Genomic DNA, 25,879 nt, shown 5'->3' with positions numbered 1-25,879 from the left:
TATCGAGCCCGCCTACTCGACCGTGACGCTTTTCGCGAGGTTCCGGGGCTTGTCGACATCGGTGCCGCGTGCGCAGGCCGTGTGGTAAGCGAGCAGTTGCAAGGGCACGACATGGAGGATCGGTGAGAGCGGGCCGTAGTGCTCCGGCATGCGGATGACGTGGATGCCGGCTTCGCTTTCGATATGCGTGTCGGCATCGGCAAACACGTAGAGCTCGCCCCCCCGTGCGCGGACTTCCTGCATGTTGCTCTTGAGTTTGTCGACCAGCAGATCATTCGGCGCCACGGTCACCACCGGCATCGCCGCGTCGACCAGCGCGAGCGGGCCGTGCTTGAGCTCGCCGGCGGGGTAAGCCTCGGCGTGGATGTAGGAGATTTCCTTGAGCTTCAGGGCACCCTCCAGGGCGATCGGGTAATGCAAACCGCGGCCGAGGAACAACGCGTTCTGCTTTTTCGCAAACTCTTCTGACCAGGCCATGATTTGCGGTTCGAGCGCGAGTACCGCCTGCAAGGCAACGGGCAGGTGACGCATGGCCTTGAGGTGAGCGGCCTCGGCCTGCGGATCGAGATGGCCGCGCGCCTTGGCAAGCGCGAGGGTGAGCAGGAACAGACCCGCCAACTGGGTGGTGAATGCCTTGGTGGAGGCGACACCAATCTCGACCCCGGCGCGGGTGATGTAGGCGAGTTTGCATTCGCGCACCATGGCAGAGGTGGCGACATTGCAGATCGTCAGTGTGTTCTCCATGCCAAGGCCGCGCGCATGTTTGAGCGCCGCGATGGTATCCGCCGTCTCGCCCGATTGGCTGATGGTCACCACCAGGCTGCGCGGATTAGGCACGCTGTCGCGATAGCGATATTCACTGGCAATCTCGACGCTGGTGGGGATCTTCGCGATCGATTCGAGCCAGTACTTGGCGGTGGAGCCGGCGTAGTAGCTTGTGCCGCAGGCGAGGATCAAGACCGAGTCGACTTCCTTGAAGACCGCCTCGGCGGCATCACCGAACAGGCTCGCGGCGATCGACTCGACCCCTTGCAGGGTATCGCCAACAGCACGCGGCTGTTCGAAGATTTCTTTCTGCATGAAGTGGCGATACGGGCCCAACTCGGCGGCACCGGTATGCGCATGGACGGTTCGCACCGGCCGTTCGACACGAACGAATCCATCGCCCGCAGCGCGCGCTTCGATCCAGTACTTGCCAAGCTGCAGATCGACCACGTCGCCCTCTTCCAGATAGATGATCTGGTCGGTCACGCCGGCCAGTGCCATCGCGTCTGACGCAACGAAGTTCTCGCCCTTGCCAACCCCCAGCACCATCGGCGAGCCCTCGCGCGCACCCACAACGCGGTGCGGCTCGTCACGGCAGAACACGGCGATGCCGAATGCGCCCTTGAGGCGGGGAATCGCCTGCTTGACCGCTTCGAACAGGTCGCCTTCGTAAAGCGAATCCACCAGGTGCGCGATCACCTCGGTATCGGTCTGGCTATCGAACACATAGCCCTTGCGCTTGAGTTCGCTGCGCAGTTCTTCGTGGTTTTCGATGATGCCGTTGTGCACCAGCGCGATCCGGTCGCGCGAAAAATGCGGGTGTGCGTTATGCACTGCCGGCGCTCCGTGGGTCGCCCAGCGCGTGTGCGCAATGCCGGTGAAGCCTTCAACCTTGTCGGTGACAACCTGGGCATCGAGTTCCGCAACACGCGAAGTGCTGCGTGCGCGGCGCAGGGCGCCGTTCTGATGGACGGCGACGCCACAGGAGTCATAACCGCGATACTCGAGGCGCTTGAGCCCTTCGACGAGGATCGGAACGATGTTCCGCTGAGAGACGGCGCCGACGATGCCACACATGATTAACTCCGGTATCGAGGTAATGGATGCCGGCACTATAGGCGCCCGATTACGGAAGAGGCTTGCAAAATTCCTCACTCGGCGCAATGATCTTGCACGCAAGCACCGCGATGCAATTTTATTTTCTTTGGCGCATCAGGATGAACGATTCAATCAACAACTCAGCGCCAGTACAACTCGACGCGACCGATTTGCGGATTCTCGATCAGTTGCAGCGCGACGCCGCGCTGACCAACCACGCACTGGCCGAGCAGGTGCACGTATCGCCCGCAACCTGCTTGCGACGCGTACGGCGCCTGCATGAGCAAGGCGTCATCGAACGCCAGATCGCGATCGTTTCCGCAGACCATGTCTGCGCCGGTCTGACTGCCATTGTTGAAGTCACGCTCGACGTCCAATCGACCGAGCACCTGCAAGCCTTCGAAAGCGCCGCAGCGGCGTGCCGCGCGGTGCAGCAGTGCTACCGGGTCTCCAGCGGACCCGATTTCATCGTGATCCTGCAAGTGCCTGACATGAACGCCTACCAGGCCGCCGCACACCAGCTCTTTTCCGGCAGCACGAACGTCAGGAACGTGCGCACCTTCTTCTCGGTCAAGCGCAGCAAGTTCGAGCCAGCCATCCAGTTGCCCGCGGCGGCCAGCTGACGCAGGGCAAGCACGCAGCCGAAGCACCCCCGCGGGCAAGCGGGCGCGACTAACCAGCAGATCATGGGCGAAACGTTCGGCCGGAACGAAGCGATCGCCCGCCGGCCGCGCGCGCTGCAACCTCACCAAACAGTGCAAGCAGCACCAGGTAGCCTTCACTGCAGCTTGCCGGCGCCGCCGCAAGCAGCGGCAGCGCAAGGAGCGCGCGGAACAACGTCAGCGCGCGGCAGCCCGCCACCTTACTGTTTGCCGCCCTTGAGCGGGCGCTTCCAGCCGGGTACCGTCATCTGCTTGGCACGCGAGAGCGTGAGCTCGCCCGCCGGGGCATCCTTGGTGAGTGTCGTTCCCGCGCCCAGGGTGGCGCCCTTGCCAACCCGCACCGGCGCAACCAGCTGCGTGTCAGACCCGATGAACACCTCGTCTTCGATGATGGTGCGGAACTTGTTGGCGCCATCGTAGTTGCATGTGATGGTGCCCGCGCCCACATTGACCTTGCTGCCAATGTCCGCATCGCCAATGTAGGCCAGGTGATTTGCCTTGGAATGCGCGGCGATGCTGCTGTTCTTCACCTCGGTGAAATTGCCGATATGCACATCCTCGGCCAAGCGGGTGCCGGGCCGGAGGCGCGCAAAGGGCCCGATCAGGCTCTTGGGCCCGACCTCGGCGCCTTCGATATGACTGAAGGGGTGGACCAGCGCACCCGCCGCAATCGTGGCATTGCGGATGACACAATTGGCGCCGATCTTCGCGCCATCGCCCAGCACCACCGCGCCCTCGAACACGCAATTGACATCGATTTCCACATCGCGCCCCGCCTCAACCGTGCCGCGGATATCGATTCGCGCCGGGTCGATCAGGGTCACCCCCGCCGTCAGCAGGGCCAGCGCCTGGTTGCGCTGATGCATGCGCTCGAGTTCAGCCAGTTGCGCCTTGTCGTTAACGCCCAGCGTTTCCCACAATGCCGCCGGCTGCGAGGTTTTCACTTCGATGCCGTCCGCCACCGCCATCGCGATGATGTCTGGCAGGTAGTACTCGCCTTGCGCATTATCGTTGCGGATCTTGCCCAGCCAGCCCCGCAGATGCTGCGCCTGGCAGCAGATGATGCCGGTGTTCACTTCTCGAATCGCCCGCTCGGCTTCGGACGCATCCTTGTGTTCGACGATCCGGATCACCCGATGCGCGGCATCGCGCACGATGCGGCCGTAGCCGCTTGGGTCGTCCATATCCACAGTGAGCAAGGCGAAGCCAACGGTGCCCGCAGCATCGACCAGCGCCGCCAGGGTTTCACGGCGCGTCAGCGGCACATCGCCGTAGAGGATCAGCACCGGGCCAGCCTCGGGTAAGTGCGGCAGCGCCTGCGCCACCGCATGCCCGGTCCCCAATTGTTCTGCCTGCAAGGCCCAGGCCAGATCCGGCGCATCCAGCGCGGCGCGCACCTGCTCGCCACCGTGGCCGTAGACGACGCACAGCTTGTCGGCCCCCAAGGCGCGGGCCGTACCCAGCACATGCGCAAGCAAGGGCCGCCCCGCGATCGGTTGCAATACTTTGGGCAGCGCTGAACGCATGCGTTTGCCTTGGCCGGCAGCCAGAACGACGACGTGCATGGAAAGCCTTTCAGATTCGGGGAATCCGGCGATTTTAGCATCGCCGCTTCGGCGCCCCAGGCGAGGCACCCGGATGCCACGACGACGGATCTTCATCTGGATCAAGACCCGCCAATGCGGGGCGATGTGCAGTCCGCGAAAGCCCTAAGATGAGGTTTTTGCACTGCACCATCGCCGAGGTTGCCATGCCCGCTTTTGAGCCCGAACAGCTTGAGAACCTGACTTTCGACGAGATCGAGCCCGGTCAGTCGGCGCGCCTGACCCGCACGCTGCGGCTGCAAGACATCCAGCTCTTTGCGGTGGCCTCGGGCGACCTGAATCCAACCCACCTCGACAGCGATTACGCGCGTGATGTCGGCTTCTCAGGCGTGGTGGCGCACAGCATGTGGGGCGGCACGCTGGTGTCATCCTTGCTCGGCAGCCGCTTCCCTGGCCCGGGCACGGTCTACCGCAGCCAGAACCTGCGCTTCCTGGCACCGCTGAGCCTTGGCGACACCCTGACGGTGACCATCACCTGCATCGACAAGCACGCGGCCAGTCGTTGCATCACGATGCGCTGCGAGGGCGCGAATCAGGACGGCCTGCAGATTTTCGAAGGCGAAGCCGAAGTCATCGCCCCCGCCGAGAAAGTCAGAAAGCCCGTACCGAGCTTGCCCGAGATCACCGTCAACGATCAGCAGCACCGCTACGGCAAACTGCTCGCCCTCACCGATGGCCTCGCGCCAGTGCGTATCGCCGTCGCGTGGCCATGCTCGGAAGACTCGCTGCTGGGCCCGCTGCAGGCCCGCGACGAAGGGCTGGTGGTGCCGGTGCTGGTCGGGCCGCGGCAGCGCATTCACGCACTCGCCGAAAAGTTCGGAGCGGATCTGAGCGGGGTTGAAATCGTCGACGCCGAGTTCGAGGCCGACGCCGCCAAGGCCGCCTCGGCGCTGGCGCGCGATGGCCGCGTCGGCGCGCTCATGAAAGGCAGCCTGCACACCGACACCTTCATGGGCGCGGTGATCGCGCGCGACGCCGGCCTGCGCACCGGGCGCCGGGTCAGCCATGTGTTCGTGGCCGATGTGCCGACCTACCCGCGCCCGCTCCTGATCACCGATGCCGCGATCAACATCGAGCCGATCCTTGAAGAAAAGGTGGACATCCTGCAAAACGCGATCGAGCTGGCGCACGCGATGGGCATCAAGCTGCCACGGGTGGCGATTCTCTCGGCGGTAGAGATGGTCACCACCAAGATCCGCTCCACCTTCGAGGCGGCTGCGCTGTGCAAGATGGGCGACCGCGGCCAGATCACCGGCGCCCTGCTTGACGGCCCGCTCGCGTTCGACAATGCCATTTCGATCATCGCCGCCCGCGCCAAGGGCATCGAATCGGAAGTGGCCGGGCGCGCCGACATCCTGCTGGTGCCCGACATGGAGGCCGGCAACATGCTCGCCAAGCAGCTGCACTACCTCGCCGGCGCGCTGCTGGCCGGCGTGGTGCTCGGCGCCAAGGTGCCGATTGTGCTCACCAGCCGCGCAGACTCGGCCGAGAGCCGCTCGGTTTCCTGCGCGATTGCGCAGCTCCTGTCGCATCGCAAGCCAGCGGCGTACTGATCCGGGCGCTAGGATTGCGGGCCCGATACCAACGGCCCGCCTACCCATGAAACAACCCCAGGCCCTTGCCCTGATTGCACGCATCACCGGCTTTGCCGCCGTCTTCTTTGGCACCACCCGCCTGCTCGATGAGCAGTGGCTGGTCGGCGGCGCGCTGATCGGCGTGGCACTGGCGGCGGGATATGTCGCCTGGCGCATTGAACAAGACAGGCGGTAAGCGCTGGACCCCACAGTGAGCGGCCGCCCGGCGCATCTGGGCATCAGCGTGCTGCGCTGCACGCGGCTGCACACGACCGAAACAGTGATGCTGCAGTGCAACCGTATAATCGTGCCACTGTCATCATCCCCCACACCCCATGGACATCCTGCTGCTCTTTAAGGCGCTGCTGCTCGGCGTCATAGAAGGCCTGACCGAATTCCTGCCGATCTCCTCCACCGGGCACCTGATCGTGGCCGGCGATCTGATCGGATTCAACGATGAACGCGCGAGCGTGTTCAAGATCGCAATCCAGTTCGGGGCGATCCTGGCCATTTGCGGCATCTACCGTGAGCGCATCACCAGCGTGATCCGCGGCCTCGGTCGTGACCCGGCGGCAAACCGCCTCACGCTGAACCTGATCGCCGGCTTCCTGCCCGCCATGGTGCTGGGCGTACTGCTCCACAAGACCATCAAGACGCTGCTCTTCAACCCGATCACCGTCGCCAGCGCGCTGATCATCGGCGGCTTCGTCATTCTTTGGGCAGAGCGCCGCCAGCATGTCGCCACGGTGCAGGACATCGACGAACTGACCTGGCGCGACGCGCTGAAGGTGGGTTTCTGTCAGGCCCTGGCGATGATTCCCGGCACCTCGCGCTCGGGCGCCACGATCATCGGCGGCATGTTCTGCGGCCTCTCGCGCAGCACGGCAACGCAGTTCTCCTTCTTCCTCGCGATCCCGACCATGGCAGCCGCCACGGTCTACGATCTGTACAAGAACCGCGCACTGCTCTCGGCGGACGACCTTGGGCTCATCCTTGTCGGCTTCGTGGCGGCGTTCATCGCAGCCTGGTTCACCGTCAAGGCGCTGATCGCCTTCGTATCGCGTCACGCCTTCACCCCCTTCGCGTACTACCGCATTGCCTTCGGCCTGCTGGTACTGGCCTCGTGGCACTTCGGCTGGGTGGACTGGAGCACCCCCAACTGGTAAGCGCCACCCTGCCGCAAACCACATGCACGGCCCGGATGCGATAAGCTCCGGGCCGTGATTATTTATCTGCACGGTTTCCGTTCATCGCCCGCCTCCTCGAAGGCGCAGGATCTGCACGCGCGCCTCACCCAGCGGGGCGCCGGCGATCAGTTCTGGTGTGACGCGCTCTCGCACGCGCCGGCCACCGCCATCGCCCAGGCCGAAGCGGCGATTGCCGCTGCGCCGCGGCGCCCTACCCTGGTCGGCAGTTCGCTGGGCGGCTTCTACGCCACCTGGCTGGCCGAAAAGCACGACCTGAATGCCGTGCTGATCAACCCGGCGGTGTTTCCGGAGGGCTTTGATGCCAGGCCCTTCGTCGGGCGGCACGCCAACCTATACACCGGCGAGGAATTCGACTTCACCTGGGATCATGTGGCGCAGATCGAGGCGCTGCGCCTGCCAGCGATCGCGCGGCCGCAGCGGTTCTGGCTGCTAGCCGAGGAAGAAGACGAAGTCCTCGACACCCGCATCGCGGTGGCGCGATTTGCCGGTGCAAAGCAGACCGTGCTGCCCGGCGGCGATCACAGCTTCACCCGCTGGCCTGACTACATCGACGCGATCATCGAGTTCGCGGGCATCAAGTGAGCCTCACCGCGTCGCAGCGCGGGCTGGCCTGCGCGCTGGGCGCATTTGGCATCTGGGGCCTCTCCCCACTCTACTTCCATGCAGTGGGTTCGATCCCGGCGACCGAGATCGTCGCGCATCGGGTGCTCTGGTCAGTGCTGCTGCTCGCCGCCTGGATCGGCCTGCGGCAGGGATTCGGCGTGCTGCGGACCGTACTCGGCCAGCCTCGTCTGCTGGGCCTGCTGGCGCTGACCGCCTGCCTCACCAGCGCAAACTGGCTGGTTTTCGTCTGGTCGGTGGGCGCTGGGCGCCTGGTTGAAGCGAGCCTGGGCTATTTCATCAACCCGCTGGTCAACGTGCTCTTCGGGCGTCTGTTTCTGGGCGAACGCCTGCGCCCGCTGCAACGCCTGGCTGTGGGCGTTGCAGCTGCCGGCGTCGCGCTGAAGGTCTGGCAGACCGGCAGCCTGCCGTGGATCGCCCTTTTCCTGGCCGGCACCTTCGGCACCTACGGCCTGCTGCGCAAACGCGCACCGATCGACGCGCAGAACGGGCTCTTCGTCGAGACCCTGTTGGTCGCCCCCTTCGCGCTGGGTTATCTGGGCTGGCTCGCCATCAGCGGCGGCCTGCACCTGGGCGATCGGCCAGTGGTCACCGCGCTGCTGCCGGTGGCGGGCGTGATGACGACGATCCCGCTCGCGCTGTTCGCCGAAGCGGCGCGCCGCCTGCCGCTATCAACCGTGGGGCTGGTGCAGTACCTCTCGCCCACCTTGAACTTCCTGATCGCCGTGCTGCTCTTCGGCGAAGCCTTCCGCAGCGCAGACCTGGCCGCCTTCGCGCTGATCTGGGCGGCGCTGGCGCTCTACTCGGCCGACGCGCTGCGTGCGGCACGCCCCGCGGCCGGCTGATCTCACCAGCCGCAGCACCCCCTCCGGTATAATTTTCGGTTTGCTTCAAGCTGGGCTGCCATGCACGTGCTGTTCGAAGAGGATGGGGCCTTCAAGCCCGCGACGATCCTCACCCAAACCGATACCTCGCTCCAGGTGGAAACGCCGCACGGCAAGCGGGTGAAGCTCAAAACAGCCAACGTGCTGATGCAGTTCCATACGCCCGCCGCGAGCGAGTTGATGGCCGCGGCCGAACGCGAAGCCGAAGGGCTGGAGACCGACTTCCTCTACGAAGTCTGCGGCGAGGGCGAATTCCTGTTCTCCGATCTGGCGGCAGAGTACTTCGGCCATGTGCCGAGCGCGGTCGAGTCGGTGGCGCTGCTGCTCAAGCTGCAGGCCTCGCCGGTGCACTTTCACCGCAAGGGCAAGGGGCGCTTCCGCAAGGCGCCGCCCGAAATCCTGCAAGCCGCGCTGGCCGGGCTTGAGAAGAAGCGCCTGCAGCAGGAAACCATCGAACGCTACGCGAGCGAACTCGAAGCCGGCCGCCTGCCGGCCGAGGTGGCGGCCATCGTCACGCAGTTGCTGGTCAAGCCCGATCGCAACAAGCTCGAAACCAAGGGGGTCGAACTCGCCTGCGAGCGCAGCGGGCGCAGCCTGCCGCAATTGCTGCTGGCCTGCGGCGCCTTCGCGAACGCACACGCCTATCACCGCGCGCGCTTCCTCTCGGAACACTTCCCGGAGGGCATCGACTTCCCGCCGCACGAAGTCCCGGAACCGGTGCGCGCGCTCGAGCGCGCCGATGTGCGGGCTTTCTCGATCGACGACGCCACCACCACCGAGATCGACGATGCGTTTTCGGTGACGCCGCGCGACGGCGGCGGCTGGCGCGTCGGCATCCATATCGCCGCGCCGGGCATCGGCATGCCGCAGGGATCACCGCTCGACGCGGTGGCGCGCAAGCGTTTGTCCACGGTGTACATGCCCGGCGACAAGATCACGATGATGCCGGACGACGCGGTGAGCCGGTACACGCTGAGCGAGGGTCGCGACTGCCCGGCGGTTTCGCTGTACCTGGACGTCAATGCCGATCTTTCGATCGCCGGCCATTCAAGCCGCGTCGAGATCGTGCCGGTGGCCGCGAACCTGCGCCACCACGACATTGAACCGGTCTTCAACGAAGACACCCTGGCGGGCGAATTGCCCGACTTCCCCTGGCGCGACGAACTCAAGCTGCTGTGGGAACTGGCCACCGTGCTCGAAGCCGGCCGCGGCAAACCCTCGGCCAACCAGAACGCGTTCGACTTCAACTTCTACGTCGACTGGTCGGTTGAAACCGCCGACGGCCCCGGCCTGGTCGACATCCAGCGCCGCAAGCGCGGTTCGCCGCTCGACAAGCTGGTTGCCGAGTTGATGATCGCGGCCAACAGCACCTGGGGCCGCGTGCTCGCGGATGCCGGCATCCCGGCCATCTACCGTGCGCAAACCGGCGGCCGAGTCCGCATGACCACGGCCGCCGCGCCGCACGACGGCCTGGGGGTCGATTGCTACGCGTGGTCCAGCTCGCCGCTGCGCCGCTATGTCGACCTGGTCAACCAGCGCCAGTTGATCGCGCACCTGTGTGGTGAAACCGCCCCCTTCGCCAAAGGATCGGCCGAGTTGGCGGCGGCGATGAACGACTTCGAGCTGGCCTATGCCGCCTACGCCGACTATCAACGCCAGATGGAACGTTACTGGTGCCTGCGCTGGCTGCGTCAGCAAGGGCCCGACTTCCAGCCCGAAGGCCATGTCTGGCGCGAGAACCTGGTGCGGCTCGATGCAATCCCGCTGGTGATCAAGGTGCATTCGCTGCCGGATCTGCCGGCCGGCAGCCATGTGAGGTTGGCGATCGAGCGCTATGACGACCTCGCGCCCGATCTGGCAGTGCGGTACCTGGAGACCCTTGCGCCGGATGCCAATGTCCTGCCCGGCGACGAGGAAGACGCCGTTTGAGCCTCACATCACGCTAAACTCGCGCTCCGATGTCAAACGCACAAGTCCCTCGCAAGCCGGCCGCCACACCGCAGCCCGGCGCCACCGCCGCCAAAGGCCCTGAGAAGGCCGCGGGCACCGGGGCTCGCCCGGCCGCCAAAGCTGCGTCAGGCAAACCCGCGCCGCCCGCCAGGGCCGAGGCCAAGCCCGCCAGCGCTGACAAGGCGGCCGCGAAGCCCCCCACGAAACCGCCAGCAAAGCCCGCCGCCAACGCGACCAAAGCGGCCACGGCGCCGGCAGGCAAGCCCGCAGCCAGTCCCGCGGACGCAAGGCCGCAAGCCAGTGCCAAGACAGGCGCCCCGGCCAAGCGCCGCCGCTTGAAGCTGCCACCCGCCACCCGCCGCATCGGTAGCGAGAACATCTTCTGGGGCGCGGTCGCCGTGTCGATCGTGCTGCATGCGGCCCTGCTTGCGCTGCAGTTCAGCATGCCTGACGCAAAGCTCCAGCGGCAGCGCGACAAGGGGCTAGACATCGTGCTGGTGAACGCCAAGCACGCGCGCGCACCGAAAGACCCGCAGGCGCTGGCGCAAGCCAACCTGGATGGCGGCGGCAACAGCAAGCAGAAGGCCATGCCGACCACCCCGGTGCCGCCGCAGGACCAGAGCAAGGAAGGCGACACCCTGCTTGAAGCGCAACGCCGGGTCGAACAACTGGAAGAGCGCCAGCGCGAGTTGCTGGCCCGCAACAAGGGGCTGTCGCAGACGCAGGTCGCCCAGGCAAAGCCGAAAGAAAGCCCTAACGCGCCTCGCTCCAGCGGGCTTGACCTGGTGGAAAGCGCGCGCGCGATTGCCAAGCAAGAGGCCGCGATCGACAAACAACTGCAGGAGTATGCGCAGCGTCCGCGCAAGGCTTTTGTCGGTGCGCGAACCACCGAATATCGTTTTGCCCAGTATGTTGAAGACTGGCGCCAGAAGATCGAGCGTGTTGGCACGCTCAACTTCCCGCAGGATCGCAAGGGCAAGATCTACGGGAACTTGATGGTGGCCGTGGAGATCCGGTCTGACGGCACGATTGCGAGCGCCGAGGTCAAACGCTCGTCCGGCAATCGCACGCTGGACGATGCCGCAATGCGCATCCTGCAGCTTTCATCGCCGTTTGCACCCTTCCCGCCCAATCTGAAGAAAGACGTCGATGTGCTGGTGATTGCCCGCACCTGGAACTTCTCGAAAGAAGGCGACGCGCTCGAAGCGCGCGACAGCAAGTAAACCCGCCCCCGGAGCGCGCCATGGACCGTTACGCCGTTTTTGGCAACCCGATTGCCCACAGCAAATCGCCCTTCATCCACGCACGCTTCGCGGCACTGACCGGCCAGCCGCTCAGCTACGAAGCGCTGCTGGCGCCACGCGAAGGCTTCGCGGGCGCAGTGGCCGCCTTCCGCGCCGCCGGCGGGAGGGGCGCCAACGTGACCGTGCCGTTCAAGCTGGAAGCCTTCGCGCTGGCCGATCGGCGATCGGCGCGGGCCGCTGCCGCCGGAGCAGCAAACACCCTGATTTTTGATGCGCACGGCATCACCGCCGACAACACCGACGGCGTTGGCCTGGTGCGCGACCTGCAGCAGCTCGGCTGCCCGCTCGAAGGCCGCCGCGTGCTGTTGCTGGGCGCTGGCGGTGCGGCCCGCGGCGCTTTGCTGCCGCTGCTGGCCGAAGCGCCTTCGGCACTCACCATAGCCAACCGCACGCCCGAGAAAGCCGCGGCGCTGGCCACCGAGTTCCAGCCCGAAGGGCGCGCCTGCGCGCTCTTTGCGTGCGGCTTCGAGGCCCTGAGCGGCAGCACTTTCGACCTGGTGATCAACGCAACATCGTCTTCACTGTCAGACGACGCGCCGCCGCTTCCGGCCGGGGTGTATGCGCCCGGCGCGTGGGCCTACGACATGATGTACGGACGCGAGGAAACCCGCTTCATGCTCGCGGCCCGCGAACTGGGCGCCGAACACCTGGCCGACGGGCTGGGCATGCTGGTCGAGCAGGCGGCGGAATCCTTCTTCATCTGGCGCGGGGTGCGCCCCGACACCCGCACCGTGCGCGCCGAGTTGCGTGCGGCCTTGCAGCAAGCCTCATGAACGCCTGGAAGTGGTTCAAGCGTGGCCTGCTCACGCTGCTTTTGCTCTTGATTGCCTACCAGTTGTGGCTGTTCGGCCATGTGCTCTGGTGGACCCGCTTCAACCCCGGCGAAACGAGCTTCATGGCGCTGCGACTGAGCGAACTGCGCGAGAAAGACCCCGCAGCACAGCTCAAACACCAGTGGGTGCCGTACGAGCAGATCTCGACGAACCTCAAGCGCGCCGTGATCGCCGCCGAGGACGACGGTTTCGTTGACCACGACGGCTTTGACTGGGACGCAATTCAGAAAGCGCTGGAAAAGAACGAAAAGCTGGCCAAGCGCGGCAAGCCGATCCGCGGTGGATCGACCATCAGCCAGCAACTGGCGAAGAACCTTTTCCTGAGCCCGACCCGCAGCTACGTGCGCAAGGCGGAAGAAGCGGTGATCACCGTGATGATCGAAACGCTCTGGAGCAAGCGGCGGATTCTGGAGGTGTATCTGAACGTGGTCGAATGGGGCAACGGCATCTTTGGCGCCGAGGCCGCCGCGCGCCGCTACTACAAGGTTTCTGCCGCGCAACTGGGCGCAAGCCAGTCGGCGCGCCTTGCGGTGATGCTGCCCAACCCGCGCAAATACGAAAAGAGCTTCGGCCCGCGCCTCGCCAGCCACGCCGCACGCGTGGAAAGCCGCATGCGCTGGTCTGAAGTGCCCTGACCGGGGCGGCCAGCCCCCTGACGGCACGGCAGGGCTGCACGCAGCCAAGGTCACGCGGCGCCTTTGCCCGGGGCTCAGCCGAAGATCGGCAAGCTGCGGGTCGATTTGATTTCCTTGAGCGAGAAGCTGGAGTAGATCTCCTTCACGCCGGGCAAGGCGCGCAGCACGTCACGGGCAAACACGCCAAAGCTCTCCAGATCGCGCGCCACGACCTCGAGCAGGAAGTCGTAGCGGCCTGAGACATTGTGGCAGGCGATCACTTCCGGGATCTGCGCGATGCGCGCTTCGAAGTCGCGGCTGAGCGCCTGGGCATGGCTTTCGAGCATGATGCTGACAAAGGCGGTAACGCCGTAGCCGAGCTTGCGTGCATCCAGCACCGCCCGGTAGGTCTGGATGTAGGCCTCGTCCTCAAGCCGCCGCACACGCCGCCAGCACGGCGACTGACTCAGGTTCACCCGCTCGCCCAGTTCGGCGGTGGTCAGGCGTGCATCGTCCTGCAATTCGGCCAGGATGCGCCGATCGGTCGCATCAAGCCCGGCATCGTCTGATCTATTCATCCCCGTGCCCGCATAAGGTCAATCCATGCGCACTCTAGCCAAATACGCGCATGAATTGCAAAGAAACGCCGGCGGCTTGTGACTAGGATTCGCGTATCCAAAGATAGATCGAAAGTAAGGCGTCGCCATGGCCAAGCCCCCGCAACAGACCGGATTTGCAACCCGCGCGATCCACCACGGCTACGATCCGATGAGTCACCAAGGCGCGCTGGTGCCGCCGATTTACCACACCAGCACCTTCGCGTTTCCGAGCGTCGAACACGGCGCCGCCTGCTTTGCCGGCGAGGCGCAGGGCTACCTCTACACACGCATCGCGAATCCGACGCTCGCGCTGCTCGAAACGCGCATCGCCGCCCTTGAAGGCGGAGAGGCCGGCGTCGCCTTCGCCTCCGGCATGGGGGCCATCACGGCCACCTTATGGACGCTGCTCTCACCCGGCGACGAGATCCTCGTCGACACCACGCTCTACGGTTGCACCTTCTCCTTCCTGCATCACGGCCTCGCCAGGTTCGGCGTCGTCGTGCGCCATTGCGACATGACCAGCCCGGTGGCGGTGCAAGGCGCGCTGACCCCGCAGACCAAGGTGGTCTATTTCGAGACGCCCGCCAACCCGAACATGCGCTTGGTGGATATCCGCCAGGTTTCCATGCTGGCGCGCGCGAAGGGCGCAATCACCGTGGTCGACAACACCTACTGCACGCCCTACCTGCAACGCCCGCTGGAGTTGGGAGCGGATATCGTGCTGCACTCGGCAACCAAGTACCTCAGCGGACACGGGGATGTCACCGCCGGGCTGGTCGTCTGCGATGCGCCCACCGCCGAACGCATCCGCCTCGTCGGGCTCAAGGACATGACCGGTGCCGTGCTCTCGCCGCTGGACGCGAACCTCGTGCTGCGGGGGCTCAAGACCCTTGCGCTGCGGATGGAACGCCACTGCGACAACGCCAAGGCCATCGCGGCCCTGCTCGCCCACCATCCACTGGTCGAACGCCTGCACTACCCCGACCACCCGACGCACCCGCAGCGGGTGCTCGCGCTGCGTCAGATGAGGCGCGCCGGCGGCATGATCGCGTTTGAGCTCAAGGGCGGCATCGAGACCGGCCGACGCTTCATGAACGCGCTCAAGCTCGTCACCCGCGCAGTCAGCCTCGGCGACCCGGAAACCCTGGCACAGCACCCGGCCAGCATGACCCATTCCACCTACACGCCGGAAGAGCGCGCCGCCCACGGCATCCCGGAAGGGCTGGTGCGCGTCTCCGCCGGCCTTGAGGACCCCGAAGACCTGCTGGCGGATTTCGAGCAGGCCCTCACCACTGCCAGCGAAGCTTCAGCGCAAGCGGCCGCCTGAAGCTGGCCTGACGCTGAAATGAAAACGGGCACCCCAAGGGGTGCCCGTTTTCTTGCTGTCCATTCGCGGCGCGGGGGCGCCGCTGTGGATCAGTAGTGGTAAGCCGACTCGCCGTGCGAGGCGATGTCCAGACCTTCGCGCTCTTCGTCTTCAGCCACACGCAGGCCGATGAAGAGATCGACCAGTTTGTAGGCGATGACGGACACGACACCCGACCAGAGGATTGCGACCACGACGCCCCAGACCTGGCTGGTCACCTGGGCGGTCATCGAGAACTCGCCAACCTTGTTCGCAACGTAGTCATAGACACCCGCGCCGCCGAGTGCCGGGTCAGCAAACACACCGGTCAGGATCGCACCGAGGATGCCGCCGATACCATGCACGCCGAACACGTCGAGCGCGTCGTCTGCACCGAGCATCTTCTTGAGACCATTGACACCCCAGAGGCAGACCAGGCCGGCAGCGAGGCCGATGAAGATGGCGCCCATGATGCCGACGAAGCCACATGCCGGGGTGATCGCAACCAGACCCGCCACCGCGCCGGAAGCAGCACCGAGCATCGAGGGCTTGCCCTTGATCAGCCATTCGGCGACCAGCCAAGCCAGCGTTGCTGCAGCGGTTGCGACCATCGTGTTGGCGAATGCCATGCCAGCGATACCGTTGGCTTCAAGGTTGGAGCCAGCGTTGAAGCCGAACCAGCCCACCCACAGCAGCGACGCGCCGATCATCGTCATCGTCAGGCTGTGCGGTGCCATGGCTTCGCGGCCGTAACCGATCCGCTTGCCAACCATGAAGGCACCGACCAGGCCAGCGATACCGGCGTTGATGTGCACCACGGTGCCACCAGCGAAGTCCAGCGCACCCTTCTGGAACAGCCAACCAGCGGTTGCAGCGGCCTTTTCGCCTGCAGCAGCGTCGGTGTAGGCATCCGGACCCGCCCAGTACCACACCATGTGCGCCATCGGCAGGTAGGCAAAGGTGAACCAGAGGATGACGAACAACAGCACGGCCGAGAACTTCATGCGCTCTGCGAACGCACCGACGATCAGCGCCGGGGTGATGGCGGCGAAGGTAGCCTGGAACATCACATAGACGATCTCGGGGATATACACACCCTTGCTGAAGGTGGCGGCCACTGAGTCAGCTGTGATGCCCTTGAGGAAGAGCTTGTCGAAGCCACCAATGAACGCATTGCCTTCGGTGAAGGCGAGGCTGTAGCCATACACGGCCCACAGCACCACGCACAGCGCGAAGACGACGAACACCTGCATCAGCACCGAAAGCATGTTCTTCGAGCGGACCAGGCCACCGTAGAACAGCGCGAGACCAGGGATCACCATCAGCGTGACCAGCACGGTGGAGATGAGCATCCAGGAGGTATCGCCCTTGTTCGGTGCAGGCAGCGGTGCTGCGGCGGGTGCGGCTTCCGCTGCCGCCGGTGCCGCGGCAGCGGGGGCGTCGGCTGCTGCCGGCGCGGCATCGGCCGGCTTGGCTTCGGCGGCGGGCGCATCAGCGGCCGGCTTGGCCGTTTCGGTTGCAACCGGGCCGGTTGCTTCGTTGGTCTGGTCTGCAGACCAGGCCGGTGCAGCGACGCCAACGGCCAGCGCCGTCAGCAGCATCGCAAGCATCTTCTTCATTTTTGACTCTCCCTTTTCTGCTTTAGAGCGCTTCGCCACCGGTTTCACCGGTGCGGATGCGGATCGCCTGCTCGAGATCGAACACAAAGATCTTCCCGTCACCAATCTTGCCGGTGCTGGCAGCCTTCTCGACGGCCTCGATCACCTGGTCAAGCAATTCGTCGGCAATGGCGATTTCGATCTTCACCTTGGGCAGGAAGTCGACGACGTACTCTGCTCCACGGTACAACTCGGTATGACCCTTCTGACGGCCAAAGCCCTTGACTTCGGTGACGGTGATGCCTTGCACGCCAATGGCGCTGAGGGCCTCGCGCACCTCGTCAAGCTTGAAGGGCTTGATGATGGCGGTGACGAATTTCATGTTGGCTCCTTGGGTGGGATGCAGCGCCCCGACTAAGGGCGCTGCCTGCTAAACCGATTTCAGAGTGCCTTGCTGATCGTGAAGAGGACGCGGCCTTCGCCCAGATCCTTGTCGAACGGGTTGTGATAGAACTCGCCGACGTCGCCCTTGGCGTTGGTGCCGCTGTAGAACAGGCCGAAGGTCAGGCCCACTGCATCTGCCGTGCCACCGATCTTGTAGTCGGTGTAAGAGGCATCATCGAAGTCCTTGACGGCCTGGTAGCCGACGTGGCCGATCAGGTTGTAGCCCGGTGCAACCGGATAGGTTGCGGTCAGGTCAAGGTAGTAGCTACCGTTGGTCTTTTCGCCTTCCGGGGTCTTGGTGCCGAACAGGTTCGTAAAAGCGTAGGACGCCTTGAACGAGAGGAACGAATAGCTCGCGCCAACGTAGCCTTCGAAGGTGTTCGGGCTGGTGTAGCCGTCCGGGTAGGTGCCCGGGTAGTAGTAGTAGAGGCCGCCGATGTCGTAGCCGAAGTCACCCACCGTGCCCTTGTAGCCGCCGTAGAAATCGAGTTCAACCGGGGCGCTCACGCTGCCGGCGCCTGCGTCAGACAGCCAGCTGATGTTCGAACCCCAGGTGCCGAGGTAGACGCCGCTCTCGTGTGCGAAGTCAAAACCACCCTGGACGGCAGGCTTATGGTTGGTTTGCGAGATGCCGCGATAGATGTACTCGGAGGCGAGGGCAACGTTGCCGGTCAGCGTGTAAGGCGCCTTGGCCTCTTCAGCAATGGCGGAGCCGGAAGCGGCGAGACCAGCAAACAGTGCGGTGGCGATCAGGGTATTGCGCATTTCATTCTCCGTCTTGGGATGTGAATTCGGACGAGCACCCCAATGCAGAAACCGTGCCACCAAGTCGACACACGCTTGAAACAATGGCTTTGGACTGAAACCCGGTGCGGAAAAATACCGCGCCGCACTGTTTTGTTTCCGCTGCCGCACACGAACGCACCAAACATGTGCATCTGGCGCAGCGGGGCAGAATCGCACGTTTCCGGTGCATGAAAACGTGCGTGCTAAACTGGGCTGCTCCCTCTCAAACCCTTATGGAGTCAAGCCATGGAGCCGCCCAAGTTCGTCGACGAAATCCAGAAGAAGATGGCCGAGCTGCTCGAAAGCAGCCCCGCCAAAGATATTGAACGCAATGCCAAGGCGGCGTTTTCGTCGATGCTGGGAAAGATGGATCTGGTGACGCGCGAAGAATTCGACGTGCAGCGCGAAGTGCTGGCGCGCGCGCGCGAACAGTTGGCGCGCCTCGAAGCCCGCATCACTGAGCTGGAAACCGCGCTGGCGCAAAACAAGGGTGCCGGCAAGGATCAGTGAACGCTGTTCACCTGATTCACGAGAAACTTTCGCTGGAATGAGGGGGTCTGGGGCTCTAGCATGCAATCAAGCTGATTCGCATCCATCCTTAACGGCATTGCAGGCCCGGAACCCAGACGATGAACGAAACCCCCGCGCATTACACACGCACCGCGATCGCCCTGCACTGGGTGCTCGCCCTGATGATCTTCATCGCCTTTCCGGTGGGCTTGTACATGGTGGACCTCCGGCTATCGCCGGAGAAGCTGCAGCTGTATAGCTGGCACAAGTGGGCAGGCATCGCGATCCTGGTGCTCGCGCTGATCCGCTTGCTGTGGCGCGCAACCCATCGCCCGCCGGCCTTGCCAGCGTCGATGAAGCGCATTGAACAAATCGCAGCGCACGCCGCCCACCATCTGCTCTACGTCCTGATGATCGCCGTGCCACTGGTCGGCTGGATGATGAGTTCAGCCAAGGGCTTTCCGGTCGTGTGGTTCGGCCTTGTGCCCCTGCCCGATCTGGTCAGCAAGAACAAGGAACTCGGCGATCTGCTCGGCGAAGTCCACGAGTTGCTTGCCTGGGGGATGGCGCTGATCGTGATCGCACACGCCGCGGCGGCAATCAAGCATCACTTCCTCGCACGCGACGGCATTCTTGCCCGCATGCTGCCCTTCCTGAAATAAGACGCGGAGTTTCCATGAAACGCTTGATGACGGCCTTCGTCGCCGCAGCCCTTGCCATGCCTGCAACCGCAGTCGAGTACGGCACGGTCGATCACGCCAAAAGCAGCCTGAGCTTCACGTCCAAGCAGATGGGCGTACCGGTCGATGGCAAATTCAGCAAGTTCAAGGTGACGCTGTCGTTCGACCCGGCCAAGCCCCAGGCTGCCGTTGCAGGCTTCGATCTCGACGTGGCCAGCATCGACGCCGGCAGTCAGGAAGCCAACGACGAGGTGGTCGGCAAGCAGTGGTTCAACGTGAAGCAGTTTCCCACTGCATCGTTCAAGTCGAGCAGCGTGAAGGCGCTTGGCGGTAACCGCTTCGAGGTGAGTGGCCCGCTCACGATCAAGGGCAAGACGCTCAACATCAGCGCCCCGTTCACCTACAAGGCAGACGGCAAGAACGGGGTCTTCGATGGTGCCTTCGTCCTCAAGCGGCTGCCCTACGGCATCGGCGAAGGGCCCTGGGCCGATACCTCGACCGTCGCAGACGAAATCCAGATCAAATTTCACATCGTGGCGGCCGCCAAGTAAGCCGCCCGAACACAATCCGGCGCAGTTCGTCGCGCCACCCCAAGCAGAGACTGAAACGGAGAAAACCTCATGAAGAAACTGTTCCTTGCCGCCGCCGTCGCCGCGCTGTCGGGCACCGTTGTGGCTGCAGACACCTACACCTTCGACGTGCGCCACACCTTCCCGGTGTTCGAGATCAACCACCTGGGCTTTTCCACCCAGCGCGGCCGCTTCAACAAGACCAGCGGCAAAGTGGTGCTCGACACGGCCAAGAAAACGGGCAGCGTTGAAGCCACTATCGAGACCGCTTCAATCGACATGGGTCTCGAAGACTGGGACAAGCACATGAAGTCCGAAGACTTCTTCAACGTCGAGAAATTCCCGACCATGAGCTTCAAGTCGAACAAGATCAGCTTCGATGGCGACAAGCCGGTCGCTGCAGAAGGCGACTTCACGCTGCTCGGTGTGACGAAGCCGATCAAGCTGACGATCGCCAACTTCGTCTGCAAACCGCATCCGATGATGAAAAAGCCGGTCTGCGCTGCCGACATCAGCACCACGATCAAGCGTTCGGAATTCGGCATGAGCAAGTACGTGCCCGCTGTGGCCGACGAAGTGACGATCAAGATTCCGGTCGAAGCCGTCAAGGCAGAGTGAGCTGGCGCCTTGCGAGCAAACAGCCACCTTCGGGTGGCTGTTCTGTTTCGCGGGTCGACCACACCGCGCTGCCTCTGCGATGATGCGGCTCCACCCGGAGATGCCCCCGCATGAGAGCCTTCATCACCCCGCTTTGCCTGATTGCCGCCAGCCTGTTGGCATGTGCGCCGGTGCAGGCTGCCAAGACCCTGGTGTATTGCGCCGAAGGCAGCCCCGAATCGCTCACGCGGCTGTTCGCCAACGGCCAGAACACGTCGGACGCCGGCTCGCAGATCGCCGATACGCTGCTGGACTTCAAGTCGGGCACCGCCGAACTCCAGCCCGCGCTGGCCGAGTCCTGGGAGATCTCGCCCGACGGGCGGACCTACAGCTTCAAGCTGCGCCGCGGCGTGAAGTTCCATACCAGCAGCAGCTTCCAGCCAAGTCGCGATTTCAATGCCGACGACGTGCTGTTCACCTGGCAACGGCAGGCCAGCAAGTCACATCCCTACCACAAGCTCGCCGGCAATCTGGCTTATGTGCAGTTCAGCAACCTGCGCATGGACGAGAACGTTGAAAAGCTCGAAAAGCTGGACGACTACACGATCCGCTTTCAGCTCAAGAGACCGGAATCGCCCTTCCTCACCCGCATGAGTTTCGACATGCTCGGTATCCAGTCGGCCGAGTACGCGAACAAACTGGCGGCCGCAGGCACGCCCGAGAAGCTCGACCGCGAGCCGATCGGCACCGGCCCTTTTCAGTTCGTCAGCTACCAGAAGGACACGGTGATCCGCTTCAAGGCCTTCGCGCAGCACTGGCGCGGCAAGCCCAAGGCGGACGCGCTGATCATCAGCATCGTGCCGGACGCCACCGTTCAACTGGCCAAGCTCAAAACCGGCGAATGCCACATTTCGGTATCGGTGAAGCCGGCGGATGTTGCGCTGATAGAAAAAACACCCGGGCTGAGCCTGGTACAGCAGCCCGGGCTCAACACCGGCTACATCGGCCTGAATACCACCAAGAAACCCTTCGACGACAAGCGCGTGCGCCAGGCGCTCGATCTGGCGATCGACCGCAACGCGATCCTCGGCGCGGTCTATCAGGGCCGGGCCACCCTCGCGAAGAACCTGCTGCCGCCGGCTTACTGGGCCGCGAACGCCAAACTGCCCGCGATCGCCTACGAGCCTGCCAAGGCCAAGGCCCTGCTCGCCAGCGCGGGCTACCCCAATGGTTTCGACATGGAACTTTGGTATCTGCCGGTGCTGCGCCCACACAACCCGGACGGCAAACGAATGGGCGAGATGATCCAGGCTGATCTGGCAAAGATCGGGGTACGGGTGAAGCTCGCCACCTTCGAGTGGGGCGAGTACCTCAAACGGCAGCGCGCCGGCGAACACCAGGCCGTGATGTTCGGCTGGCTATCGGGCAACGGCGAGCCGGACAACTACTTCGAACCCCTGCTCTCCTGCGATGCGGCCAAGAGCGGCGGCAACCTCGCGCGCTGGTGCAACCCCGCCTTTGAAGACCTGCTGCAACGCGCCCGCCGCACGCCGGATCGCGCCGAGCGCACCACCCTGTACGCCAAGGCACAGGAAATCCTGCGCGAGGAAGTCCCGCAAGTACTGATCGCCCACGGCCACCGCTTCGGCGTCACCCGCAAGGAAGTTCAGGGCTTTGTTCTTGAGCCCACCTACCAGCTCGACCTGCGGAACGTCGAGCTCAATCGCTGAGGTCACATGAAAGCCATCATCGAAACCGAACGCCTGCGTTTGCGTGCCTGGACCGAAGCCGACCTCGACGTGTTCTACCTGCTTGGCACCGACCCGGACGCGATCCGCTACGCGCAGCGTGAGCCGTATGCCTCCCGTGCGCACGCGCTCGAAGTGCTGCACGCCGCCCCCTTGCGGGACTATGCCGAACACGGCTTCGGCCGCTTCGCCTGCGAGTGGAAGGCGAGCGGCGAAGTGATCGGCTTCTCGGGGCTCAAGTACCTGCCGGAATTCAACGAGGTCGAGCTTGGCTATCGCTTCCTGCCAGCCTGGTGGGGCAAGGGGCTGGCAACCGAAGCGGGCCAGGCAGGTATTGCGTTTGCGCGCGACACGCTTGAACTGCGCCGGATCATCTCAGTGATCCTGCCCGAAAACACGGCCTCGGCGAACGTTGTTCGCAAGCTCGGCCTCTCGTTTGAGCGCAGCGAATTGTATGCTCCGCTCGATAACGCCCGGGTCGACATCTGGGCGCGCTCGCTCGTTTGAGACAGCGTTGCCGCTCGCAGCACCGCGTGCAGCTCGGTGTTCGGGTGCCGAACTCGCCCGAACCCCGCGTCGCCGACTTCCGCGACACCAAGCCTTGCGGCGAGACCGCCGGGGAACAGCGGGCAAGCATGGATGCGCGCGCAAAACGTGAGCCGTGCGGCCCGCTTCGACCCGAACACGGCGCGCCAAACCGCTGCCGTGCTGTCATGGGCGCCGGGCGAAGGCCGCGCGAAGCATTGAAGCGAAACGTCCCGCGCGGCTATGATCGGGCTCGATCGGCCGAGCACCCCCCGGACGACCCCATCGCCCCCAGCACCGGCACCCCCGTCAGGAGAGAACGATGAAGACCTTGCGCCTCACCCTGGCCGCAATCGCGGCCACCCTCGCCTTGCCCGCCCTCGCCACAAAGACCCTGGTGTACTGCTCGGAAGGCAGCCCCGAGGGTTTCAACCCGCAGTTCTTCACCACCGGCACCACGCACGACGCTTCCAGCGCGCAAATCTTCAACCGTCTGGTGGAATTCGAAGTCGGCACCACCAACATCGTCCCGGGCCTCGCGCAGAGCTGGGAGATCTCACCCGACGGCCTCACCTACACCTTCAAGCTGCGCCGCGGCGTGAAATTCCAGAGCACCCCCAAGTTCAAGCCCACGCGCGACTTCAATGCCGACGACGTGATCTACACCTGGCACCGGATGGCCGACCCGAACCACCCCTTCCACAAGAACTCGCCGGCGCAAACCTATGCCTACTTCGCCGACATGGGCATGGCGCGCATCGTCAAGCGGCTTGAGAAGATCGACGAATCCACTGTGCGCTTCACGCTCAACGCACCGGAAGCGCCCTTCCTCGCCAACCTCGGCATGGACTTCATGTCCATCCTGTCAGCCGAACACGCTGAGAAAATGAAGGCAGCCGGCACGCCGGAAGCAATCGACCGCGAACCGGTCGGCACCGGCCCCTTCGCGCTGATGAGCTACCAGAAGGACGCGGTGATCCGTTACAAGGCCCACGAGGGCTACTGGGACGGGCGCCCCAAGGTGGACAACCTGATCTTCGCGATCACCCCGGATGCATCGGTGCGCTACGCCAAACTCAAGGCCGGCGAGTGCCACCTGATGGCCTACCCCAAGCCGGCCGATCTGGCCGCCATGAAGACGGACCCGAAGATCAATCTGCTGCAGAAAGAGGGCCTGAACGTCGGCTACATCGCGTTCAACACCGAAAAGAAACCCTTCGACAACAAGCAGGTACGCCAGGCCCTGAACATGGCCATCAACAAGCAGGCGATTCTTGACGCCATCTACCAGGGCGCCGGCCAGGTCGCGAAGAACCCGATCCCGCCCATCATGTGGGGCTACAACGACAAGGTGAAGGACTACGACTACGCCCCCGAAAAGGCACGTGACTTGCTTGCGAAAGCAGGATTCAAGGACGGCTTCGAGATGGATCTCTGGTACCTGCCGGTGCAACGCCCCTACAACCCCGATGGCCGTCGCATGGGCGAGCTGATCCAGGCCGACCTCGCCAAGATCGGCGTCAAGGTCAAGCTGCTGACTTTCGAGTGGGGCGAGTACCGCAAGCGCAGCAAGGCCGGCGAACACCAGGCCATGATGATCGGCTGGTCGGGCGACAACGGCGACCCGGACAACTTCTTCACCCCCCTGCTCTCCTGCGATGCCGTCAAGGGCGGCGGCAACAACGCGAAGTGGTGCAACAAGGAATTCGACGATCTGATCGCCCGCGCCACCCGCACCGCCGATCGCAAGGAACGCGCAAAGCTCTACGAACAGGCCCAGCTGATCGTCAAGGACGAAGCCCCTTGGGTCACGATCGCGCATTCCGTGCGTTTCGAGCCCGTCCGCAAGGAAGTCAGGAACTTCAAGATGGCCGCAGTGCCGACCAACCACTATTTCTCCAAGACAGAACTCGTCAAGTAAGGCCCGTGCAGCGACACCCGTCGCTGCAGCCGCACCACTCAAAGGAAACCGCAATGAGCAACCCCTACGCAAACACCGCCATCGTCGTTGGCAACGACGGCATGGGCCACGGCGACATCACCCTTCGCCGCAAGGTCGTCACCACCTACTTCCGCGCCCTGCTCGAAAGCGGCAACCTGCCCAAGATCATCCTGTTCTACACGCAAGGCGTGCAGCTGCTGGCCGGAAACTCACCCTGCCTGACGGAGCTTCGCGCCCTGGCCGACGCCGGCGTGCAACTGCTCGGCTGCCGCACCTGCGTCGAGTTCTTCAAGCTCGGTGACAGCGTGGCCGTGGGCGAGATCGGCAACATGCTCGACGTCATCGAAGCACAAGGCGCAGCCGAAAAGGTGATCACGCTCTAAGGCGCGCCGATGCTCGCCTTCCTGCTCAAGCGCCTTGCCGTCGTGATCCCGACCTTCATCGGGATCACGCTGCTGGTGTTCGCGCTGATCCGCATGATCCCGGGCGATCCGGTTGAAGCCATGTCGGGCGAGCGCGGCATGGACCCGGCGCGCTACCAGCAGTTGCTGCACGAATTCGGGCTCGACCGGCCACTGCCGGTGCAGTACTTCGAATTCCTTGCGCGCGCACTCAAGGGCGATCTGGGGGTATCCATCGTCAGCCATGAACCGGTGCTGCGCGAATTCATCGACCGCTTCCCCGCCACCTTCGAGCTCGCGTTGTGCGCGATACTGTTCGCAATGGCGCTCGGCATCCCGGCCGGCATGCTCGCAGCCGTCAAGCGCAACAGCCCGGTGGACTACGGCGTCATGGGGGTGTCGCTGGCAGGCTATTCGATGCCGATCTTCTGGTGGGCGCTGCTGCTGATCCTGTTTTTCTCGGTGCACCTGGGCTGGACACCGGTGTCCGGCCGGCTGGACATCCTGTACGACCCGCCGCGCGTCACCGGGCTGATGCTGATCGACACCTGGCTCTCGGGCGAAGAAGGGGCGTTCCGCTCGGCCGCTGCACACCTGATCCTGCCAGCCATCGCACTCGGCACCATCCCGCTGGCCACACTGGCGCGCATGACCCGCAGCGCCATGCTCGAAGTGCTGCGCGACGACTACATCCGCGCGGCCCGCGCGAAGGGGCTCTCGCCCTTGCGGGTGGTGGTCAAGCATGCGCTACGCAATGCGCTGATCCCGGTGGTGACGGTGCTGGGCCTGCAGGTGGGGGTGCTGATGGGCGGCGCGGTGCTCACCGAAACCATCTTCGCCTGGCCGGGCATCGGCAAGTGGCTGATCGAAGCCATCCATCGCCGCGACTACCCGGTCGTGCAAGGCGGCATCCTGCTCACGGCCACCCTGGTGATTGTGGTGAACCTGATCGTGGACCTGCTCTACGGCGTCATCAACCCGCGCATCCGGCATCCGCGATGACCCAATTCACCGCAGA

General features: G+C 64.3%; 26 protein-coding genes. 20 read left to right on the top strand and 6 right to left on the bottom strand.

Features of this window, described 5'->3' with window-relative positions:
- Positions 1–12: 12 nt before the first annotated feature.
- Positions 13–1,842: a glutamine--fructose-6-phosphate transaminase (isomerizing) gene (gene glmS, locus OPU71_RS04965; protein WP_267725638.1), complete on the bottom strand. Its 1,830-nt coding sequence runs from the start codon at positions 1,840–1,842 to the stop codon at positions 13–15.
- A 140-nt stretch (positions 1,843–1,982) separates the two neighbouring features.
- Here glmS and OPU71_RS04960 point away from each other — a divergent pair, with 140 nt between their 5' ends.
- On the top strand, positions 1,983–2,486 hold the full coding sequence (locus OPU71_RS04960) for an Lrp/AsnC family transcriptional regulator (RefSeq protein WP_267725635.1): 504 nt from the start codon (positions 1,983–1,985) through the stop codon (positions 2,484–2,486).
- Positions 2,487–2,725: 239 nt separating this feature from the next.
- Here OPU71_RS04960 and glmU read toward each other — a convergent pair whose 3' ends face one another.
- Positions 2,726–4,090, bottom strand: coding sequence for a bifunctional UDP-N-acetylglucosamine diphosphorylase/glucosamine-1-phosphate N-acetyltransferase GlmU (gene glmU / locus OPU71_RS04955; RefSeq protein ID WP_267725632.1), 1,365 nt, complete (start codon positions 4,088–4,090; stop codon positions 2,726–2,728).
- Positions 4,091–4,275: 185 nt separating this feature from the next.
- Between glmU and OPU71_RS04950 the strand changes: the two genes are divergently transcribed.
- From OPU71_RS04950 to mtgA, 9 genes are all read left to right on the top strand, one after another.
- Entirely contained in the window at positions 4,276–5,682 is a 1,407-nt protein-coding gene (locus OPU71_RS04950; RefSeq protein ID WP_267725629.1) for a bifunctional enoyl-CoA hydratase/phosphate acetyltransferase, read from the top strand.
- A 46-nt stretch (positions 5,683–5,728) separates the two neighbouring features.
- Entirely contained in the window at positions 5,729–5,899 is a 171-nt protein-coding gene (locus OPU71_RS04945) for a hypothetical protein (RefSeq protein ID WP_267725627.1), read from the top strand.
- Positions 5,900–6,038: 139 nt separating this feature from the next.
- On the top strand, positions 6,039–6,869 hold the full coding sequence (locus OPU71_RS04940) for an undecaprenyl-diphosphate phosphatase (protein ID WP_267725624.1): 831 nt from the start codon (positions 6,039–6,041) through the stop codon (positions 6,867–6,869).
- Between the two features lie 54 nt (positions 6,870–6,923).
- Positions 6,924–7,493: a YqiA/YcfP family alpha/beta fold hydrolase gene (locus OPU71_RS04935; RefSeq protein ID WP_267725621.1), complete on the top strand. Its 570-nt coding sequence runs from the start codon at positions 6,924–6,926 to the stop codon at positions 7,491–7,493.
- Positions 7,490–8,377, top strand: coding sequence for an EamA family transporter RarD (gene rarD, locus OPU71_RS04930; protein WP_267725619.1), 888 nt, complete (start codon positions 7,490–7,492; stop codon positions 8,375–8,377). The genes OPU71_RS04935 and rarD overlap by 4 nt, the downstream gene beginning before the upstream one ends.
- A 60-nt stretch (positions 8,378–8,437) precedes the next feature.
- Complete coding sequence (locus OPU71_RS04925; protein ID WP_267725617.1) at positions 8,438–10,345, top strand: ribonuclease catalytic domain-containing protein; 1,908 nt, start codon at positions 8,438–8,440, stop codon at positions 10,343–10,345.
- A 29-nt stretch (positions 10,346–10,374) separates the two neighbouring features.
- Complete coding sequence (locus OPU71_RS04920) at positions 10,375–11,589, top strand: energy transducer TonB (protein WP_267725613.1); 1,215 nt, start codon at positions 10,375–10,377, stop codon at positions 11,587–11,589.
- Between the two features lie 20 nt (positions 11,590–11,609).
- Complete coding sequence (gene aroE, locus OPU71_RS04915) at positions 11,610–12,443, top strand: shikimate dehydrogenase (RefSeq protein WP_267725611.1); 834 nt, start codon at positions 11,610–11,612, stop codon at positions 12,441–12,443.
- Positions 12,440–13,138 (top strand): monofunctional biosynthetic peptidoglycan transglycosylase, encoded by a 699-nt coding sequence (mtgA, locus tag OPU71_RS04910; protein WP_267725609.1) that lies wholly within the window; start codon positions 12,440–12,442, stop codon positions 13,136–13,138. Before aroE ends, mtgA begins: the two co-directional genes overlap by 4 nt.
- A gap of 74 nt (positions 13,139–13,212) precedes the next feature.
- Here the strand turns inward: mtgA and OPU71_RS04905 are convergent, their stop codons facing one another.
- Positions 13,213–13,695, bottom strand: a complete 483-nt coding sequence (locus OPU71_RS04905; RefSeq protein ID WP_267725607.1) for an Lrp/AsnC family transcriptional regulator — start codon at positions 13,693–13,695, stop codon at positions 13,213–13,215.
- 127 nt (positions 13,696–13,822) lie between these two features.
- On the opposite strand from OPU71_RS04905, the gene OPU71_RS04900 reads away from it, so the two are divergent.
- A complete protein-coding gene (locus OPU71_RS04900) occupies positions 13,823–15,043 on the top strand; it encodes a methionine gamma-lyase (protein ID WP_267725605.1) in 1,221 nt (406 codons plus the stop codon).
- A gap of 89 nt (positions 15,044–15,132) precedes the next feature.
- Here OPU71_RS04900 and OPU71_RS04895 read toward each other — a convergent pair whose 3' ends face one another.
- The 3 genes from OPU71_RS04895 to OPU71_RS04885 are packed head-to-tail and all read right to left on the bottom strand — an operon-like array spanning position 15,133 to position 17,868.
- The gene (locus OPU71_RS04895; protein WP_324256033.1) at positions 15,133–16,680 is read right to left on the bottom strand and encodes an ammonium transporter; all 1,548 of its coding nucleotides are present in this window, start codon (positions 16,678–16,680) and stop codon (positions 15,133–15,135) included.
- Positions 16,681–16,702: 22 nt separating this feature from the next.
- Positions 16,703–17,041 carry a P-II family nitrogen regulator gene (gene glnK, locus OPU71_RS04890; protein WP_267725603.1) on the bottom strand — a complete coding sequence of 113 codons (339 nt, stop codon included), beginning with the start codon at positions 17,039–17,041 and terminating at the stop codon, positions 16,703–16,705.
- Positions 17,042–17,100: 59 nt separating this feature from the next.
- A complete protein-coding gene (locus OPU71_RS04885) occupies positions 17,101–17,868 on the bottom strand; it encodes a TorF family putative porin (RefSeq protein ID WP_267725601.1) in 768 nt (255 codons plus the stop codon).
- Between the two features lie 267 nt (positions 17,869–18,135).
- Here OPU71_RS04885 and OPU71_RS04880 point away from each other — a divergent pair, with 267 nt between their 5' ends.
- The 9 genes from OPU71_RS04880 (at position 18,136) to OPU71_RS04840 (ending at position 25,863) form a co-directional block, all read left to right on the top strand.
- Positions 18,136–18,399 carry an accessory factor UbiK family protein gene (locus tag OPU71_RS04880; protein WP_267725598.1) on the top strand — a complete coding sequence of 88 codons (264 nt, stop codon included), beginning with the start codon at positions 18,136–18,138 and terminating at the stop codon, positions 18,397–18,399.
- A 119-nt stretch (positions 18,400–18,518) separates the two neighbouring features.
- Positions 18,519–19,061: a cytochrome b gene (locus tag OPU71_RS04875; RefSeq protein ID WP_267725596.1), complete on the top strand. Its 543-nt coding sequence runs from the start codon at positions 18,519–18,521 to the stop codon at positions 19,059–19,061.
- Positions 19,062–19,075: 14 nt separating this feature from the next.
- Positions 19,076–19,630, top strand: a complete 555-nt coding sequence (locus OPU71_RS04870; protein WP_267725593.1) for a YceI family protein — start codon at positions 19,076–19,078, stop codon at positions 19,628–19,630.
- Positions 19,631–19,699: 69 nt separating this feature from the next.
- Entirely contained in the window at positions 19,700–20,266 is a 567-nt protein-coding gene (locus OPU71_RS04865; protein ID WP_267725591.1) for a YceI family protein, read from the top strand.
- 110 nt (positions 20,267–20,376) lie between these two features.
- Positions 20,377–21,975: an ABC transporter substrate-binding protein gene (locus OPU71_RS04860; RefSeq protein ID WP_267725589.1), complete on the top strand. Its 1,599-nt coding sequence runs from the start codon at positions 20,377–20,379 to the stop codon at positions 21,973–21,975.
- A 6-nt stretch (positions 21,976–21,981) separates the two neighbouring features.
- Positions 21,982–22,500 (top strand): GNAT family N-acetyltransferase, encoded by a 519-nt coding sequence (locus OPU71_RS04855; protein WP_267725586.1) that lies wholly within the window; start codon positions 21,982–21,984, stop codon positions 22,498–22,500.
- Between the two features lie 340 nt (positions 22,501–22,840).
- Positions 22,841–24,439 (top strand): ABC transporter substrate-binding protein, encoded by a 1,599-nt coding sequence (locus OPU71_RS04850; protein WP_267725583.1) that lies wholly within the window; start codon positions 22,841–22,843, stop codon positions 24,437–24,439.
- Positions 24,440–24,492: 53 nt separating this feature from the next.
- Positions 24,493–24,843, top strand: a complete 351-nt coding sequence (locus tag OPU71_RS04845) for a hypothetical protein (RefSeq protein ID WP_267725580.1) — start codon at positions 24,493–24,495, stop codon at positions 24,841–24,843.
- 9 nt (positions 24,844–24,852) lie between these two features.
- Positions 24,853–25,863, top strand: coding sequence for an ABC transporter permease subunit (locus OPU71_RS04840; protein WP_267725578.1), 1,011 nt, complete (start codon positions 24,853–24,855; stop codon positions 25,861–25,863).
- The last annotated feature ends 16 nt before the right edge of the window (positions 25,864–25,879 follow it).

It is taken from the genome of Niveibacterium sp. 24ML (genome assembly GCF_026586805.1).
Taxonomy (GTDB): domain Bacteria; phylum Pseudomonadota; class Gammaproteobacteria; order Burkholderiales; family Rhodocyclaceae; genus Niveibacterium.
This window is presented reverse-complemented; position numbering and strand designations above follow the sequence as displayed.

Excerpts from the sequence above, each read along its gene's own strand:
- glmS (WP_267725638.1), bottom strand. The coding sequence starts at position 1,842 with ATGTGTGGCATCGTCGGCGCCGTCTCTCAGCGGAACATCGTTCCGATC.
- OPU71_RS04960 (WP_267725635.1), top strand. The coding sequence starts at position 1,983 with ATGAACGATTCAATCAACAACTCAGCGCCAGTACAACTCGACGCGACC.
- glmU (WP_267725632.1), bottom strand. The coding sequence starts at position 4,090 with ATGCACGTCGTCGTTCTGGCTGCCGGCCAAGGCAAACGCATGCGTTCA.
- OPU71_RS04950 (WP_267725629.1), top strand. The coding sequence starts at position 4,276 with ATGCCCGCTTTTGAGCCCGAACAGCTTGAGAACCTGACTTTCGACGAG.
- OPU71_RS04945 (WP_267725627.1), top strand. The coding sequence starts at position 5,729 with ATGAAACAACCCCAGGCCCTTGCCCTGATTGCACGCATCACCGGCTTT.
- OPU71_RS04940 (WP_267725624.1), top strand. The coding sequence starts at position 6,039 with ATGGACATCCTGCTGCTCTTTAAGGCGCTGCTGCTCGGCGTCATAGAA.
- OPU71_RS04925 (WP_267725617.1), top strand. The coding sequence starts at position 8,438 with ATGCACGTGCTGTTCGAAGAGGATGGGGCCTTCAAGCCCGCGACGATC.
- OPU71_RS04920 (WP_267725613.1), top strand. The coding sequence starts at position 10,375 with ATGTCAAACGCACAAGTCCCTCGCAAGCCGGCCGCCACACCGCAGCCC.
- aroE (WP_267725611.1), top strand. The coding sequence starts at position 11,610 with ATGGACCGTTACGCCGTTTTTGGCAACCCGATTGCCCACAGCAAATCG.
- mtgA (WP_267725609.1), top strand. The coding sequence starts at position 12,440 with ATGAACGCCTGGAAGTGGTTCAAGCGTGGCCTGCTCACGCTGCTTTTG.
- OPU71_RS04905 (WP_267725607.1), bottom strand. The coding sequence starts at position 13,695 with ATGAATAGATCAGACGATGCCGGGCTTGATGCGACCGATCGGCGCATC.
- OPU71_RS04900 (WP_267725605.1), top strand. The coding sequence starts at position 13,823 with ATGGCCAAGCCCCCGCAACAGACCGGATTTGCAACCCGCGCGATCCAC.
- OPU71_RS04895 (WP_324256033.1), bottom strand. The coding sequence starts at position 16,680 with ATGAAGAAGATGCTTGCGATGCTGCTGACGGCGCTGGCCGTTGGCGTC.
- glnK (WP_267725603.1), bottom strand. The coding sequence starts at position 17,041 with ATGAAATTCGTCACCGCCATCATCAAGCCCTTCAAGCTTGACGAGGTG.
- OPU71_RS04885 (WP_267725601.1), bottom strand. The coding sequence starts at position 17,868 with ATGCGCAATACCCTGATCGCCACCGCACTGTTTGCTGGTCTCGCCGCT.
- OPU71_RS04880 (WP_267725598.1), top strand. The coding sequence starts at position 18,136 with ATGGAGCCGCCCAAGTTCGTCGACGAAATCCAGAAGAAGATGGCCGAG.
- OPU71_RS04875 (WP_267725596.1), top strand. The coding sequence starts at position 18,519 with ATGAACGAAACCCCCGCGCATTACACACGCACCGCGATCGCCCTGCAC.
- OPU71_RS04870 (WP_267725593.1), top strand. The coding sequence starts at position 19,076 with ATGAAACGCTTGATGACGGCCTTCGTCGCCGCAGCCCTTGCCATGCCT.
- OPU71_RS04865 (WP_267725591.1), top strand. The coding sequence starts at position 19,700 with ATGAAGAAACTGTTCCTTGCCGCCGCCGTCGCCGCGCTGTCGGGCACC.
- OPU71_RS04860 (WP_267725589.1), top strand. The coding sequence starts at position 20,377 with ATGAGAGCCTTCATCACCCCGCTTTGCCTGATTGCCGCCAGCCTGTTG.
- OPU71_RS04855 (WP_267725586.1), top strand. The coding sequence starts at position 21,982 with ATGAAAGCCATCATCGAAACCGAACGCCTGCGTTTGCGTGCCTGGACC.
- OPU71_RS04850 (WP_267725583.1), top strand. The coding sequence starts at position 22,841 with ATGAAGACCTTGCGCCTCACCCTGGCCGCAATCGCGGCCACCCTCGCC.
- OPU71_RS04845 (WP_267725580.1), top strand. The coding sequence starts at position 24,493 with ATGAGCAACCCCTACGCAAACACCGCCATCGTCGTTGGCAACGACGGC.
- OPU71_RS04840 (WP_267725578.1), top strand. The coding sequence starts at position 24,853 with ATGCTCGCCTTCCTGCTCAAGCGCCTTGCCGTCGTGATCCCGACCTTC.